General features: G+C 29.4%; 14 protein-coding genes. 13 read left to right on the top strand and 1 reads right to left on the bottom strand.

Features of this window, described 5'->3' with window-relative positions:
- Positions 1-24 precede the first annotated feature (24 nt).
- Positions 25-993 carry an RluA family pseudouridine synthase gene (locus BEN51_RS09870; RefSeq protein WP_119865899.1) on the top strand — a complete coding sequence of 323 codons (969 nt, stop codon included), beginning with the start codon at positions 25-27 and terminating at the stop codon, positions 991-993.
- Positions 994-1,009: 16 nt separating this feature from the next.
- Entirely contained in the window at positions 1,010-2,623 is a 1,614-nt protein-coding gene (locus tag BEN51_RS09865) for a putative polysaccharide biosynthesis protein (protein ID WP_119865898.1), read from the top strand.
- 169 nt (positions 2,624-2,792) lie between these two features.
- Here the strand turns inward: BEN51_RS09865 and spoVB are convergent, their stop codons facing one another.
- Positions 2,793-4,292, bottom strand: coding sequence for a stage V sporulation protein B (spoVB, locus tag BEN51_RS09860; protein WP_119865897.1), 1,500 nt, complete (start codon positions 4,290-4,292; stop codon positions 2,793-2,795).
- Positions 4,293-4,479: 187 nt separating this feature from the next.
- Here spoVB and BEN51_RS09855 point away from each other — a divergent pair, with 187 nt between their 5' ends.
- From BEN51_RS09855 to BEN51_RS09805, 11 genes are all read left to right on the top strand, one after another.
- Entirely contained in the window at positions 4,480-5,766 is a 1,287-nt protein-coding gene (locus BEN51_RS09855; RefSeq protein ID WP_119865896.1) for a PQQ-dependent sugar dehydrogenase family protein, read from the top strand.
- Positions 5,767-5,813: 47 nt separating this feature from the next.
- Positions 5,814-6,308, top strand: a complete 495-nt coding sequence (locus BEN51_RS09850) for a hypothetical protein (protein ID WP_119865895.1) — start codon at positions 5,814-5,816, stop codon at positions 6,306-6,308.
- A gap of 289 nt (positions 6,309-6,597) precedes the next feature.
- Positions 6,598-6,918 carry an ATPase gene (locus BEN51_RS09845; protein WP_236906201.1) on the top strand — a complete coding sequence of 107 codons (321 nt, stop codon included), beginning with the start codon at positions 6,598-6,600 and terminating at the stop codon, positions 6,916-6,918.
- Positions 6,909-8,864, top strand: coding sequence for a V-type ATP synthase subunit I (locus BEN51_RS09840; RefSeq protein WP_119865894.1), 1,956 nt, complete (start codon positions 6,909-6,911; stop codon positions 8,862-8,864). Before BEN51_RS09845 ends, BEN51_RS09840 begins: the two co-directional genes overlap by 10 nt.
- A gap of 12 nt (positions 8,865-8,876) precedes the next feature.
- Positions 8,877-9,362 carry a V-type ATP synthase subunit K gene (locus tag BEN51_RS09835; RefSeq protein WP_119865893.1) on the top strand — a complete coding sequence of 162 codons (486 nt, stop codon included), beginning with the start codon at positions 8,877-8,879 and terminating at the stop codon, positions 9,360-9,362.
- A gap of 16 nt (positions 9,363-9,378) precedes the next feature.
- Complete coding sequence (locus BEN51_RS09830) at positions 9,379-9,969, top strand: V-type ATP synthase subunit E (protein ID WP_119865892.1); 591 nt, start codon at positions 9,379-9,381, stop codon at positions 9,967-9,969.
- Positions 9,970-9,981: 12 nt separating this feature from the next.
- Positions 9,982-10,983: a V-type ATP synthase subunit C gene (locus BEN51_RS09825; RefSeq protein WP_119865891.1), complete on the top strand. Its 1,002-nt coding sequence runs from the start codon at positions 9,982-9,984 to the stop codon at positions 10,981-10,983.
- A complete protein-coding gene (locus BEN51_RS09820) occupies positions 10,976-11,287 on the top strand; it encodes a V-type ATP synthase subunit F (RefSeq protein WP_164704104.1) in 312 nt (103 codons plus the stop codon). Before BEN51_RS09825 ends, BEN51_RS09820 begins: the two co-directional genes overlap by 8 nt.
- Positions 11,288-11,305: 18 nt before the next feature.
- Positions 11,306-13,087: a V-type ATP synthase subunit A gene (locus BEN51_RS09815; RefSeq protein ID WP_119865889.1), complete on the top strand. Its 1,782-nt coding sequence runs from the start codon at positions 11,306-11,308 to the stop codon at positions 13,085-13,087.
- Positions 13,080-14,462 (top strand): V-type ATP synthase subunit B, encoded by a 1,383-nt coding sequence (locus BEN51_RS09810; RefSeq protein WP_119865888.1) that lies wholly within the window; start codon positions 13,080-13,082, stop codon positions 14,460-14,462. The genes BEN51_RS09815 and BEN51_RS09810 overlap by 8 nt, the downstream gene beginning before the upstream one ends.
- Before the next feature lie 2 nt (positions 14,463-14,464).
- On the top strand, positions 14,465-15,103 hold the full coding sequence (locus tag BEN51_RS09805) for a V-type ATP synthase subunit D (RefSeq protein ID WP_119865887.1): 639 nt from the start codon (positions 14,465-14,467) through the stop codon (positions 15,101-15,103).
- Positions 15,104-15,119: the final 16 nt, after the last annotated feature.

Below are 15,119 nucleotides of genomic sequence, written 5' to 3'. Positions count from 1 at the left end.
ACGAAAAAACTAGGAGTGATTAGTTTGAGAATAGAAATAGGTACAAATGAGGCCGGTCAAAGACTTGACAAATTTTTAAGAAAACTACTAAAAGATGTGCCATTAAGTAGAATATTTAAAGCCTTAAGAAAAGGTGATATTAGAGTAAATGGTAAAAAACAAAAAGAAAACTATACTTTAGAAATTGATGATCTAGTAGAAATTAGATATATTCAAAGTACAAAAGAGAAAAAAGAAGATAATTTTATTAAAGTCGATGCTAAAGGAATTAAGGTAACATATGAGGATGCTAATATTCTAATAGTGGAAAAATGGCCTAATATTTTGGTTCATCCAGATCAAAAGGGAAGGGAAGCCAGTCTAACTGATTATGTATTATCTTATTTAAATGATAAGGGAGATTATATTCCGGAGAAGGAGATAACTTTTACTCCTGCCCCATGTAATAGATTAGATAGAAATACATCAGGTATAGTAATATTCGGTAAGAATTTTGAAGCCTTAAGAACTATGAATGAAATGATAAGAGAGGGGAAAGTTGAAAAATATTATACTACTTTAGTTAAGGGGAAAATAAAGGATGGATTATACAAAGGTTACATAAGTAAAAATGAAGAGGAAAATATATCAAAAGTATATGATAAAAAAATTAAAGATACTAAAGAAATAGCAATGGAAGTAAAAACGCTTCAAACAAACGGAGCCTATTCATTACTTGAAATTAATTTAATTACAGGAAGAAGTCATCAAATTAGGGCTCATTTGGCTCATCTTGGAACACCTATAATAGGAGATAACAAGTATGGAGATAAGAAGCTTAATTCATTTTTTGCAAATAAATTTGGTTTAACTTATCAATATTTGTATGCATATAAGCTTATATTTAGAAATGCACCAGATAAATTGAATTATCTTACCAATAAAACAGTAACTGAAAGTCTACCACCTGTTTTAAAGAAGATAAAGAAAGATGTTTTTAAATTTATAATATAAAAAGGTGAGATTGGGAATGGATAAAAAGTCAACTGGAAATGGGTTCTTAATATTATCAGTTGCCAGTATTTTAGGGAAATTATTATCAGCTATATATGTACCATTATTAACTTATGTACTTACTGATACAGGCTATGGAATTTATACTGCTGGATACGATATTTTTGTATTCTTAATAGCAGTTACAAGCTTAGGCATCCAGCCTGCAGTAACTAAGGTAGTTACCGAATATAGAACCCTTGGAAATTATAAAGATTCTTTGAAAGCTATGAAATTAGCAAGAAAATATTTTACTTTAATTGCTATAGCTATATCAGCAATATTTTTAATTATAATTGTTCCTGTAGCAAAAATAATCAATAGAGAAAATTCTACATTAACCTTTATATTTTTGACTCCGGCTCTCATATTTGCGGCTATTATAGCGGCTTATAGAGGATATATGCAGGGAATGGAAGATATGGAACCTCTAGCTATATCTCAACTAATAGAGCAGTTTATAAATGTAATAATAAGCTTGGTTTTTGCTGCGATTCTATATTTTATAACAAAGGATTTAAGATGGGGAAGTGCTGGAGGAACAATAGGTACATCCTTAGGCGCAGTTGTTGCTATAATATATATAATATATATATTTGAAAAAAGAAATTATAAAGAAGAAGTTGAGAAAAAACATGATTCAGCTGTAAAGAGAATACATAGTAAAAAAATAGTTAAGAAACTTTTTTCTTATGCTATACCCATATGTATAGTAGCAGGTGTACAAAATTTTGCAGGAGTAATAGATACTATTACTCTTGGAGTTTTATTAAAAAAGGCTGGTTTAGGTTCAGAAGTTGATAATTTATCAGCAGTCCTTTCATATTATAAAACTTTAATTTATGTACCTCTTGCAATAGTAACTGCTCTTGGAACATCAATTTTTCCTAAAATAATTGAAGCTTTCATCCGTAAAGATAGGAAAGATCTTAGAAGGCAAACCTCCTATTCTTTTAGAATTTCTTACATTATAGTAATTCCAGCAACTTTTGGTTTAGCTATATTAAGTAAAGAAATATATGCCTTTATGTTTAATGGTTCACCAGGACATGAATTAGTTACTTACGGTTCTACATTGCTTATATTAATGTCAATAACAACAATACAAAATGTTATTCTTCAAGGAATAAACAAGCTTTATGTAATAATAGCATCTGTTTCAGCAGGGCTATTAGTAAAAATTATTTTAAATATTATTTTAATACCAATTCCGTTTTTAAATGTGGCTGGAGCTGCAATAGCAACTTTTGTATCCTATTTAATACCAGCTATAATAAATCATAGAAAAATAGAACGCTCCTTTAGAGTTAAAGTTCCAATGATAAGGCAAGCTATAGTTCCATTAATATGTTCAATTATAATGACAATAGTAATATATATTTGTAAATTTCCAATAATTAAAATAGCAGAAAACCTTGGTGGAGGAAAAGTTATAATGGCAATTATAACTTTAGTGTTAATAACTATAGGGGGAAGTATATACCTTGTACTTATGATATATCTAGGTGGAATTAGAAAAAGAGACTTAGATTTAATTTCACCAAGAATAATTAGATACCTACCTAGAAGATTAAGAAAGCAACTCATATAATAGGGAAGTATGGAAATAAAAAATCTCTGTTTTTACAACAGAGATTTTTTATTTTAAGTTTTACATAGCAAAATATATTCATCCTATATTGTAAATTCTGCATTATGTTTCTAGATTTTAGACAATCTGAAAATTAATCTAAACCATGTACTGTGAACTCTCAACTGAATTAATCTTCTTCCACTCCAAAGAAACTTAGGCCGGCAAAAGTTAAGAATGTTAAGACAGCTACAACTATGTTTTTAATGATAAATAGATTTCTTAAAAATAAATTAGTAAACATGTTATAAACTATAAAAATTAATATTGTTAATAAAAGATATATTATTATATTTGTTACGGAAAGAGGTAAATCCATATGCTTTTTTACTTCCCTAAGATTAATAAATAAGCTTAAAGAGGAAGTTATAAAAATTGTAATTCCGTACCCCACAATATTTATTTTTGTAATTCCAATTAAGAAGTATAAGCAAATAATTTCTAAAATAGAAATTATTAATGAATTTTTTAATATCACACCTTGTTTGCTTAATCCGTTTAAAATCCCAAACATTGTATTTGCAGTAAAGAATATGGGTGCACTAAGAGATATTATTTTAATATAATTACCTAGGTCATCTCTTGAATAAAACATTTTACCAAGGGAATCAGGAATTATATTGCAGGTAACAGTTGTAGCTAAGCCCAGTAAAAAAGCTATTTTCATAACTTTTTTTATTCTTACAGCTGCATTATAATAATCTCCCTTACTTAAGGTTTCAGAGAGATCAGGAACTATAAGTGAGTTTATTGAGACCACAACTATTAATGGAAAGGCAACTATATTTAGGGCCATACCATTAAATTTACCTATTAAGCCTAAAGCTGTTGTACTATCAAAACCAGCATGAACTAATCTTCTTGGAATTAATAGTGTTGAAAAGGTTGAAAATAAGTTTCCTAAAAAACCATTTAAACATAAAGGCAGAGCAATAACTAAAACATTAAATAAAAGTTGAGATCTTCTTTCTGATTTTAAGCTGTTTATTGGTGTTTTGTTTTTTAGATATTTATAGTAAATATATAATAATAATAAACTTTGTAATTCACCAATAGCTAAAGAAACATAGGCTAATGTTACTAAGGAAGTAATGGTTTTAGCTTTAAAAAAATATATAAGCAAGGTAATTACAATAATTCTCATGGCTTTTTCAGAAATATCAATAATAGAAGGAACTGTTATTTTTGAAACGCCATAAAAATACCCTTTTAATATATTTGACAAAGCAATAAATACCATGGCAGGGGTAGTAACTCTAATAGCATTAACTGTTCTAATGTCATGAATGCCATATTTACTAATATAAGGGGCAAGAAAGAATACTAAAATACCTATAAATATTGACCAAATAATATTAAAACTTGCAACTGTATTAATGGTTTTATGTATGTTATTATATTCTCCTTTTGATTTATATATGGCTGAAGTTTGAGAAATAGCCGCAATTATACCTGCCGTCATTAAACATATAAATAAGTTGTATACTGGCATTACAAGGCCATATAGCCCCATTCCCTCAGGACCAATAAGGTTTGATAAGTAAATTGAAAATATAAAACCCAAAATTCCAGTTGTGATATTAGATAATGTTAATACAAAAGAATTTTTAAAGAAACTGCTGTTTTTCACTGTAATACCCCCCTTAATACATTTATATCTATTCTATTTTTAAAGAGAATATGACATTAGATAAATACTTTTAATAAGAATCAAAATGTAAATTTATAGTATTAAGAAGTAATAATTTATTTATTTATAAATATAAATTAAACATAATAACACATTTTTTATTTGTTTTTTATTGGAGGGGTATTTTGTGAAAAGATTTATTAAATTTTTATTGGCTGCATTAATTATAGTTTCTATATCTTTTGGAATATATAAATTTAAAAATAGTTATGATTTTAAGATTATTAATAAAGATATTAATTTATCAATAAAGGTAAAAGGATTAAAAGATGCTAGAAGTTTTGATTTTGATGATGAAGGAAATTTATATATAGCCTTTGAAGATACATTAAAAATAATTAATAAAAATGGAAATAATGATGTAATTATTAAAGATAGTAAATTTGATATATTAGATATATTGTATTATAAGAATAAATTATACATAGCAACTGATAACAGAATATTAGAGTATGATTTAACAACAAATAATTATAAGGAAATAGTAATAAATATCCCAAATCAAGGAATGAATAAAAAGGTAAATTTATTATTAAAGGATGATAAATTATATTTTGCAATTGGCAGCAATACAAATGATGGCATAGTAAATAAAAAGGGAGAAGCCTTTGAAATTCCAACAAATAATTGGATCTTAGTTGGAGATAATTATGGAGAAGCAAAAACAGGTGCTTTTTCGCCTTATTCAATCAGTAGTGAAAAAGGACAAACTGTTGAAGGAAAGGTTTTAGGAAATGCTGCTATAATAACTTATGATTTAAAAACAGAAGAGCTTTCATTGTTTTCTCATGGAATAAGAAATATTGCTGGATGGGATATTAGCAGTGAAGACAAAATAATTGCCATAGTAGGAGGAATGTTGGATACAACAGTAAGAGGAATAAAAAATGATAAAGATTATATATATGAAATTAATGGAGACAGGTGGTATGGCTGGCCTGATTATAGTGGAGGAGATCCAATAAGCTCTCCAAGATTTACTGATGGAGAACCCCATAAGTTTTTAATAAAAAATCATATAAGTAATAATCCAGATGCTCCAATATATCAATATAAAGATGTGGCAGCTTTAAATGGCTTGGCTATTGATAAAGAAGGAAAATATTTTGAAAAAGATACTTTAATAGTTTCAGACAATAAATCAGGAGATTTATATTCCATGAGCCCAAAAGGGAATTTAATAGCCATAGTAAATTTAGGAGATGAAAGTAAAATAGAGAAAATTAAGTTCTGTGATGAAGGATTTTATATATTAGATAGTGGTTTTGGATCATTATATACATTAAACAATAGTAATTTTAATAAGAAATTTAATTTACCTTATGTAATATGGGCCTTTATTATAACTTTTATAATTATATTAATTTCAGTAATATTAATTAAAAATAAAAGGAATGAAAAGAAAGTTAAGTAAATATAATTATATAAACGAAAGTTATGTTAAAGGGAGGTAAAGTGGGGATGAGTAAAACATTAATATTAAACCTAAGAGATACAAAGTTAGAAGGGAATATTATTGATGTAGGGGAAAGCTTTGGAGTTATATATAATATTTCAAAAGACATCTTTGGAGAAATAGCGGTGGATTATGCTGCTTCAGATAATAAGACTAATATTATAGAAAATGATTATGATACATGTACAATGTTTTTTTATTTAAGCAGTTTGTGGAGTAGTTTTAGCAAGGCAAAGCTTTTAGAAGAAATAACAAAGTATTTAAAAGTTGGGGGGAAAATTTATATATGGGATATTAATAAGGAGCCTAAGCAAATTGTTAATAATAAGATAATGGCTGTCCTTCCTTCAGGAAAGATAAAAGAATTTAATTTTAAAAATTTAAATCCTTTGTCCAAATCTTCTTTAGAATTAAATGAGAGACTGCTTCAAAAATATTATAAGATAGAAGAAAGAAAGCTTTGGGAAGATATTCATTTTATTAAGGCCGTAAAAATTTAAATAATATTATAAAAAAGGTAAAGGTATTTACCTTTTTTATTTTTATATAAATAATATTAATAATAATTTAAATTAATTTTGAAATATATATTATAATAGAAAATATAAATTCAATAGTACATAAAAAAGTATGAGATAGAAAAAAATAATAAAATAAAGCAAAATTTATAGTTGTGTTAAAAAAAGATTAAAAACATTGAAAGTAATATAAAAATGTGTATAATTAAATATAAAGGTTAATTTATACTACATAAAATATTAATTTATAATACAAAAAGGTGGTGAGAATTTGGCATTAGAAGCAATAAGCAAACTTAAAAAAGCAGAAGCAGAAGCAGAAGAAATTATTCAAAAAGCAATGAATGCTTCAAAAGAAATAATTAATAATGCAAAAGCAGAAGCAGAAACAACATATAATAAAATCATTAATGATGCAAATTCTAAGAAAATAGAAATTCTAAAAAAAGCTGAGGATGAAGGCAATTCAATAGCTGAACCTTTACTTAAAAAAGGTGAGGAAGAGGTAGTTGAAATTAAAAATATTTCTGAGGAAAAAAGAAAAGACGCTATTAATTTAATTGTTGAGAGGATAGTGAAGTCATGGCAATAGTAAAGATGAAAAAATTTACTTTGCTTGCTTTTGAATCAGATAGAAAAAAGATAATAAGAGAATTACATAAGCTATCGAATGTTCAATTAATTAATCTACAAGATGAGAAAATAATTGATAAAAGTAAGGAATTTAAGGACTTATTAACATACGATATAGATTCAGAGTATGCAAAGTATCAGGAAGCTTTATCTAAAGCTAAATCAGCCTTAGAATTTCTAAATGTATATATGCCTAAAAAGCCTATGATAAAGGCTTTAAGGGAAGGAAAATTAGAACTAACATTAGATGAATTAGAAAATAAAGTTGAAAATTCTAGATGGATAGAAAGCTATAATAAAATTAAAGCTCAAGAAGATAAAATTTTAAAAATAGATACTGAAATAAAAAAGTTAAAAAGTGAAATTGAAGCTTTAACGCCTTGGGAAGGCCTAGATGTTTCTTTCCAAGAAATTAAAGAACTTACAAAAGTTCAGTGCTTTATAGGTACTGTTGATAAGAATTATGAAGAAACTTTAATTAATGAGCTGCAAGCTTCCTATGTGGAAGTTGTTTCAAGAAAACAAAATGATGTTAATGTTCTAATTATAACAAATAATGAAAACAAAGATAAAACACTAGAAGTTTTAAGGACAATTGGTTTTAGTGAATTTAAAACCGAATATAATGATGTTCCAATGAAGCTTATTTTAGATTCAAGACATCAAATAGAAGAGTTACAGGCAAAAAAATTTTTTGTTAAAGAAGAACTAGCTAGTTATGAAGAAGATCAAAAAATTCTACAATTAGCTTATGATTATTATGCAAATAAAGTTGAAAGAGCTTTAGCTTCAAATAATTTCTTAAGAACTAAAAACGTATCAACAATTCAAGGCTGGATTGCTGATGAAGATAAAGATAAACTTAAAAAAGTTTGCGATGAAGTTCTTAAAGAAAATTATTATTTAGAATTTGAAGAAGTTAAAGAAGATGAAATAAATGATGTTCCTATTAAGCTTAAAAATGGAGAATTAGTTCAAGCCTTTGAAAGTGTAACTGGTATGTATAGTTATCCTAAATATAACGAGATTGATCCTACACCGCTTCTAACACCATTTTACTTAATATTCTTTGGTTTAATGATTGCAGATGCAGGATATGGATTACTTATGCTTTTAGGTACTGCTATTGCTTTAAAGTTCTTTAAGCTTGAAGAAGGTATGAAAAACTTTATGAAGTTTTTCTTCTATTTAAGTTTTCCTACAATTTTTGTTGGAGCAATATATGGTTCCTTCTTTGGTGACTTTATAGTACTTCCAACCAAAATTATAGATACTAACAATGATATTATGACAATTATTGTATTGTCATTAACTTTAGGAGTTATACAGATTTTATGTGGTCTTGGAATAAAGGCTTATTCTTTAATTAAAATGGGATTAATTAAGGAAGCTTTTTATGATGCGATTTCCTGGATAGTAACTTTGGTTTCAATCGGGGGAGTAGCAGGAGCCAAGTTGTTAAATTGGCCAAACTTCTTAGGCACATTCTTTATGATAACTATGTTTGCTGGAATGGCAACAATAATATTAACTAATGGTAGAGATGCAAAGACAAAGCCTGGGCAAATTGCATCAGGAGCTTATGCATTATATGGAATATCAGGATATATTGGAGACTTAGTTTCCTACACAAGGCTTATGGCTTTAGGCTTATCAGGTGGCTCAATTGCTGGTGCTTTTAATCTATTAATAAATACAGTACCAGGTATAGCGGGATTACTATTTGGACCTTTATTATTTGTCCTTATGCATATATTTAATCTTGCATTATCATTACTTGGTGCTTATGTTCATACAGCAAGATTACAATACGTTGAATATTTTGGTAAGTTCTATGAAGGCGGAGGAAAGCCTTTTAAAGCCTTTAAAAGTTCAGAGAAGTATGTAAAAATAAGAAGAAATTAGGAGGAATTAAAAATGGAAATGACATGGTTACAATATTTATTAGAAAATAATGGAGGAATATTTTTAGCAGCAATAGGAATTGCTTTAGCTGTTGGTTTAGCAGGTATAGGTTCTGCTAAGGGTGTTGGTACTGTTGGTGAGGCTGCGACTGGTTTAGTTGTAGAAGAGCCAGAAAAGTTTGGTAAAGCATTAGTTCTTCAATTAATTCCAGGTACTCAAGGTTTATATGGTTTCGTTATTGGATTTATGATATTTACTAAACTTACTGCAGATATGGGAGTTGCCCAAGGTTTATATTTAATGATTGCAGGTTTAGTAATGGGACTTTCAGGACTTTGGTCAGGTATTGCTCAAGGTAGAGTTGCTGCATCAGGTATTCAAATATTGGCTAAAAATGAAGAACATAATACAAAAGGTATTATTTTATCAGCAATGGTAGAAACATATGCATTATTAGGTTTCGTTATTTCATTCATGTTAGTAACAAAAACATTCTAGGATTGGAGAGGCGACTATGGCAGATATTAGTAATATAACTTCAAAAATCCTTAGGGATGCTGAAGAAAGAAAGGAAGTCATATTAGCAGAAGCAAATGAAGAGAAAGAAGCTATTCTTTCTAAAAAAACTGCTGAAGCCAGAAAGCTGGAAAAGGAAATGATAAAAAAGGCAGAGGCGGAAGCTAAAAGAAGAAAAGAAAAAATTATTTCTTCTGCGACTCTTAAAGTTAGAAATGATAAATTAGCAGCAAAACAGGAAGTTATAAAAAAGGTTTTTGAAGAAAGTGTTGAAATATTATCCTCTATAAAGGGAGATGATTTTTTAAGATTTATTAAAAATTCAATTTTATCTCTTGGAGAAATAGGAGAGCAAAAACTTATATTAAATAAAGATGGATTAGAACAAGTTGATTTAACTTTTATATATGATTTAAATCAAGCTTTAGGGGAAAAAGGTAACATAAAACTAAGCACTGAAGCTGGAAGCTTTAAAGGTGGATTTATTTTAGAAAGTAATGGTATAGAGATAAATAATACTTTTGAGGCCTTAGTAGATTCATTAAGAGATGAATTGGAGTATGAAGTGGCGAAAGTATTATTTAATTAAGGAGGGTAAGATATGGATACAATGAAGTTTACCCAAGCTGTATCAAGAATATGGGTCTTAGAAAAAAGACTCCTTGATAAGGCTAAAATAGAGAGAATGATAGAAGCTGTTTCAGCAGAGGAAGTGCTAAAAATTCTGAATGATACAGAATATGCTAATTTCTTAGTAAATGTCAAAAGACCAGAAGACTATGAAGAAATGTTAAGTTCAGAATTAAGTAGAGTATATAATTTAGTATATGAGTTATCTCCAGTTAAAGATATAGTTAAAATTTTCAGTTTAAAATATGACTATCATAATATAAAAGTTCTTTTAAAGGAAAAAGTTCTTAATCAAGATTTATCTCATATGTTGATAAATTTAGGGGATTTAGATCTAAAAGAAATTAAAAACAAGATAAATGGAGATAATTATAAAACTTTAAGTGGAAATATAGGAAAAGGTGTAATAGAAGCTTTAGAAGCCTTTGGTCAGACTAAGGATCCACAAAAGATAGATGTAATTATTGATAAGTATATGTTTAAGGAATTATTAGAAATAAATAAGAGCTTAAACTATAAATTTATCGATAATTTAGTAAAGGCTATTATAGATTCTACTAATATTAGAACCTTACTTAGACTAAAGAAACAGAATAAGAATAGAGATTTTGCTGAAGAAGTAATATTTGATGGTGGTGCAATTGAAAAAAATAAATTGATTTCATTATTAAATGAAACACCAGAAAATATTATGAGTAAGCTAAAGACTACAATATATTCTGATCTAATAGAAGAAGGTTTTGAAGGATATATTAAAACAAACTCAGCAGGCTTATTAGAGAAGCTAAGCGATAATTATATTATGGAATTAATGAAAAAATCAAAATTAGTTACTTTTGGACCAGAAAAAATAATATCCTATATCTATGCAAAGGAAACAGAAATTAAAGTTATAAGAATAATAATGGTTGCCAAGCTAAATAATATTGCTGAGGAAGTATTAAGGGAAAGGCTGCGTGATATATATGGATAGAAAGATTGCTGTTGTGGGGGATAAAGATTCAATTTTAGCATTTAAGGCAATAGGAATAGATGTATTCCCAGTAGTTGAAGCTGATGAAGCTAGAAGAGCAGTTGATAACTGTGCTAAAAACAATTACGCAGTAATTTTTGTAACAGAACAAATTGCAGAAAAAATTGAAGAAACAATTAGTCGTTACAATGATAAAATACTTCCAGCTGTAATATTAATTCCAAGTAATCAAGGTACCTTAAATATTGGACTACAAAGGATTAGTGATAGTGTGGAAAAAGCTGTTGGCGTTAATATTTTATAGGAAGGTAGGTTAGGCAAGTTGAAGACCGGAAGAATAATTAAGGTTTCAGGTCCTTTAGTAGTTGCTGAAGGAATGGAACATGCAAATATACACGATATGGTTAAGGTTGGAGAAAATGGTCTTATCGGGGAAATAATTGAAATGAGAGAAGATAGGGCTTCTATCCAAGTTTACGAACAAACTACTGGTATAGGACCAGGGGATCCAGTAATATCAACTGGAGAGCCTTTAAGTATTGAATTGGGACCAGGTCTTATTGAATCAATGTTTGATGGAATACAAAGACCATTAGAAGCTTTTGCAGAAAGAGCAGATTCGCCTTTCTTGAAAAAGGGGATAGCTGTTAATTCATTAAATAGAGAAAAATTATGGACATTTAATCCTGTTTTAGAAGTTGGTGTTGAAGTAGAAGCAGGAGATGTTATAGGTACTGTCCAAGAGACTGCGGTAGTTTTACATAAGATTATGGTTCCATATGGAATAAAAGGAATTATAAAAGAAATAAAATCAGGAGACTTCAGAGTAACAGACACTGTTTGTATAGTAGAAACAGAAAAAGGCGATAAAGAATTAACTTTAATGCAAAAGTGGCCTGCAAGAAAGGGAAGACCTGTTGCAAGAAAGTTAAAGCCAGAAGGACCAATGGTTACAGGACAAAGAGTAATAGATACCTTCTTCCCTGTAGCAAAGGGTGGAGCAGCTGCTGTACCAGGACCTTTTGGAGCTGGTAAAACGGTTGTTCAACACCAAGTAGCTAAATGGGGAGATACAGAAATAGTTGTTTATGTTGGCTGCGGTGAACGTGGTAACGAAATGACAGATGTTTTAAATGAATTCCCAGAACTAAAGGATCCTAAAACTGGCGAAAGCTTAATGAAGAGAACTGTACTTATAGCAAATACATCAGATATGCCGGTTGCAGCAAGAGAGGCATCAATTTATACAGGAATAACTATTGCTGAATACTTTAGAGATATGGGATACTCTGTTTCAATTATGGCAGATTCAACTTCAAGATGGGCAGAAGCTTTAAGAGAAATGTCAGGAAGACTTGAAGAAATGCCAGGGGACGAAGGTTATCCTGCTTATTTAGGCTCAAGATTAGCAGATTACTATGAAAGAGCTGGTAAGGCTGTATGTCTTGGTAAAGAGGGAAGAATTGGAACAATTACAGCCATTGGGGCTGTTTCACCTCCAGGAGGAGATATATCAGAACCAGTATCTCAAGCTACTTTAAGAATAGTTAAGGTTTTCTGGGGATTAGATGCACAGCTTGCATATAAGAGACATTTCCCATCAATTAACTGGTTAAATTCTTACTCTTTATATGAAGAAACAGTAGATAATTGGATGAACAAAGAAGTAGCAGAAGATTGGTCTGCTTTAAGAAAAGAAGCAATGGCTCTTCTTCAAGAAGAATCATCACTTCAAGAAATAGTAAGCTTAGTAGGTATAGATGCTTTATCAGAAAAAGATAGATTAAAATTGGAAATAGCCAAATCAATTAGAGAAGACTATCTTCAACAAAATGCATTCCATGAAGTAGATACATATACTTCACTTAATAAACAATATAAGATGCTAAAATTAATACTATTCTTTAGAAAAGAAGCAGAAAAGGCTTTAGAAGCAGGCGTATATATAAATGAAATTCTAAATTTAGCAGAATTAAGAGATAAAATAGCAAGAAGTAAATATATTACAGAAGGTGAACTAAGCAAGATAGATGGCATTGCAGCAGAAGTTACAGCTACAATAGATGAATTAATTAAAGAGAAGGGAGGGGTTCTAAATGCTTAAGGAGTACAAAACAGTTAAAGAAGTTGTTGGCCCTTTGATGATTGTTGAAGGCGTTGAAGGTGTTAAATATGATGAACTGGTAGAAGTTGAACTTCAAAATGGAGAAAGAAGAAGAGGAAAGGTTCTAGAAGTAAATGGTTCTAGAGCAATGGTACAATTATTTGAAGGTTCAACTGGAATTAACTTAAAAGGTACTAAGGCAAGATTCTTAGGAAGACCACAAGATATCGGAGTTTCAATAGATATGCTAGGAAGAGTCTTTGATGGTCTTGGTAATCCTATTGATGGAGGTCCAAATATAATACCTGAAAAAAGATTAGATATAAATGGAGAACCAATAAATCCCGTATCTAGAAATTATCCATCAGAATTTATTCAAACAGGTGTTTCTGCAATAGATGGTTTAAATACATTAGTTAGAGGACAAAAGCTGCCTGTATTCTCAGGCTCAGGACTTCCTCATGCTCAATTAGCAGCACAAATTGCAAGACAGGCAACAGTTTTAAATTCTGATGCACAATTTGCAGTTGTATTTGCTGCTATAGGTATAACCTTTGAAGAATCGCAATTCTTTATCGATGAATTTACAAGAACTGGTGCTATAGATAACTCAGTATTATTTATGAATTTAGCATCAGATCCAGCTATAGAGAGAATATCTACACCAAGAATGGCTTTAACAACAGCTGAATATTTAGCTTTTGAAAAAGGTATGCATGTATTAGTTATTATGACAGATATGACTAACTATGCAGAAGCTTTAAGAGAAGTATCAGCTGCTAGAAAAGAAGTTCCTGGTAGAAGAGGATATCCAGGATACTTATATACTGACTTAGCAACTTTATATGAAAGAGCTGGTAGAATTAAGGGAAGAGAAGGGTCAATTACTCAAATTCCAATATTAACAATGCCAGAAGATGATAAAACTCACCCAATCCCAGACTTAACTGGATATATTACAGAAGGACAAATAATACTTTCTAGAGAGTTGTATAAAAAAGGTATTATGCCTCCAATAGATGTATTACCTTCTTTATCAAGATTAAAGGATAAGGGAATTGGAAAAGGTAAAACTAGAGAAGATCATGCTGATACAATGAATCAATTATTTTCTGCTTATGCACAAGGTAAGCAGGCAAGGGAATTGTCAGCAATCTTAGGTGAGTCAGCTTTATCTGATGTTGATAAACTATATGCAAAATTTGCTGAAGCCTTTGAAGAAGAATATGTAAATCAAGGCTTTAATGCAAACAGAAGTATTGAAGAAACATTAGAATTAGGATGGAAATTATTAAAAATACTTCCAAGAACAGAACTTAAGAGAATTAGAGACGAGTATCTTGATAAGTATATACCAAAGGGAGATGATGAATAATCATGGCTAGATTAAACGTCAATCCCAATAGAATGGAGTTGTCTGGTTTAAAGAAGAGACTGGCAACTGCCAAAAGAGGGCATAAGCTGTTAAAAGATAAGCAAGATGAGCTTATGAGGCAGTTTATAAATCTTATAAAGTATAACAATGAATTAAGGAAAGAGGTAGAAGCAGAGCTTCAAGCCTCCCTTAAAAATTTTGTTATGGCTAGAGCAGTAATGAGCTCAGAATTTCTAGAAGAAGCAATTGTTTATCCAAAGGAAAGCATATCAGTTGAAGTTGAAAGAAAGAACATAATGAGTGTTAATGTTCCTAAAATGACTTTTAAGAGGCAGCTTGAAGATGAGGAAGGAAGCATTTATCCATATGGTTTTGCAAATACATCATCTGAACTAGATGATTCTATAGCAAAATTATATAATATCTTACCAAAACTTTTAGAACTGGCAGAAGTAGAAAAGTCAACTCAATTAATGTCTGATGAAATAGAAAAAACAAGAAGAAGGGTAAATGCTTTAGAATATATGACAATTCCTTCTTTAGAAGAAACTATTAGGTATATTAGAATGAAGCTTGATGAGAATGAAAGATCAAACTTAACTAGATTAATGAAAGTAAAAGATTTAATTAAAGACAGATAAAATAAGGGCTCCTCAG

This window comes from Clostridium isatidis, from assembly GCF_002285495.1.
Classification (GTDB): Bacteria; Bacillota; Clostridia; order Clostridiales; family Clostridiaceae; genus Clostridium; species Clostridium isatidis.
This window is presented reverse-complemented; position numbering and strand designations above follow the sequence as displayed.

Coding starts and splice junctions, on each gene's coding strand:
- BEN51_RS09810 (WP_119865888.1), top strand. CDS start 13,080: ATGCTTAAGGAGTACAAAACAGTTAAAGAAGTTGTTGGCCCTTTGATG.
- BEN51_RS09825 (WP_119865891.1), top strand. CDS start 9,982: ATGGATACAATGAAGTTTACCCAAGCTGTATCAAGAATATGGGTCTTA.
- BEN51_RS09820 (WP_164704104.1), top strand. CDS start 10,976: ATGGATAGAAAGATTGCTGTTGTGGGGGATAAAGATTCAATTTTAGCA.
- BEN51_RS09835 (WP_119865893.1), top strand. CDS start 8,877: ATGGAAATGACATGGTTACAATATTTATTAGAAAATAATGGAGGAATA.
- BEN51_RS09840 (WP_119865894.1), top strand. CDS start 6,909: ATGGCAATAGTAAAGATGAAAAAATTTACTTTGCTTGCTTTTGAATCA.
- BEN51_RS09830 (WP_119865892.1), top strand. CDS start 9,379: ATGGCAGATATTAGTAATATAACTTCAAAAATCCTTAGGGATGCTGAA.
- BEN51_RS09805 (WP_119865887.1), top strand. CDS start 14,465: ATGGCTAGATTAAACGTCAATCCCAATAGAATGGAGTTGTCTGGTTTA.
- BEN51_RS09865 (WP_119865898.1), top strand. CDS start 1,010: ATGGATAAAAAGTCAACTGGAAATGGGTTCTTAATATTATCAGTTGCC.
- BEN51_RS09850 (WP_119865895.1), top strand. CDS start 5,814: ATGAGTAAAACATTAATATTAAACCTAAGAGATACAAAGTTAGAAGGG.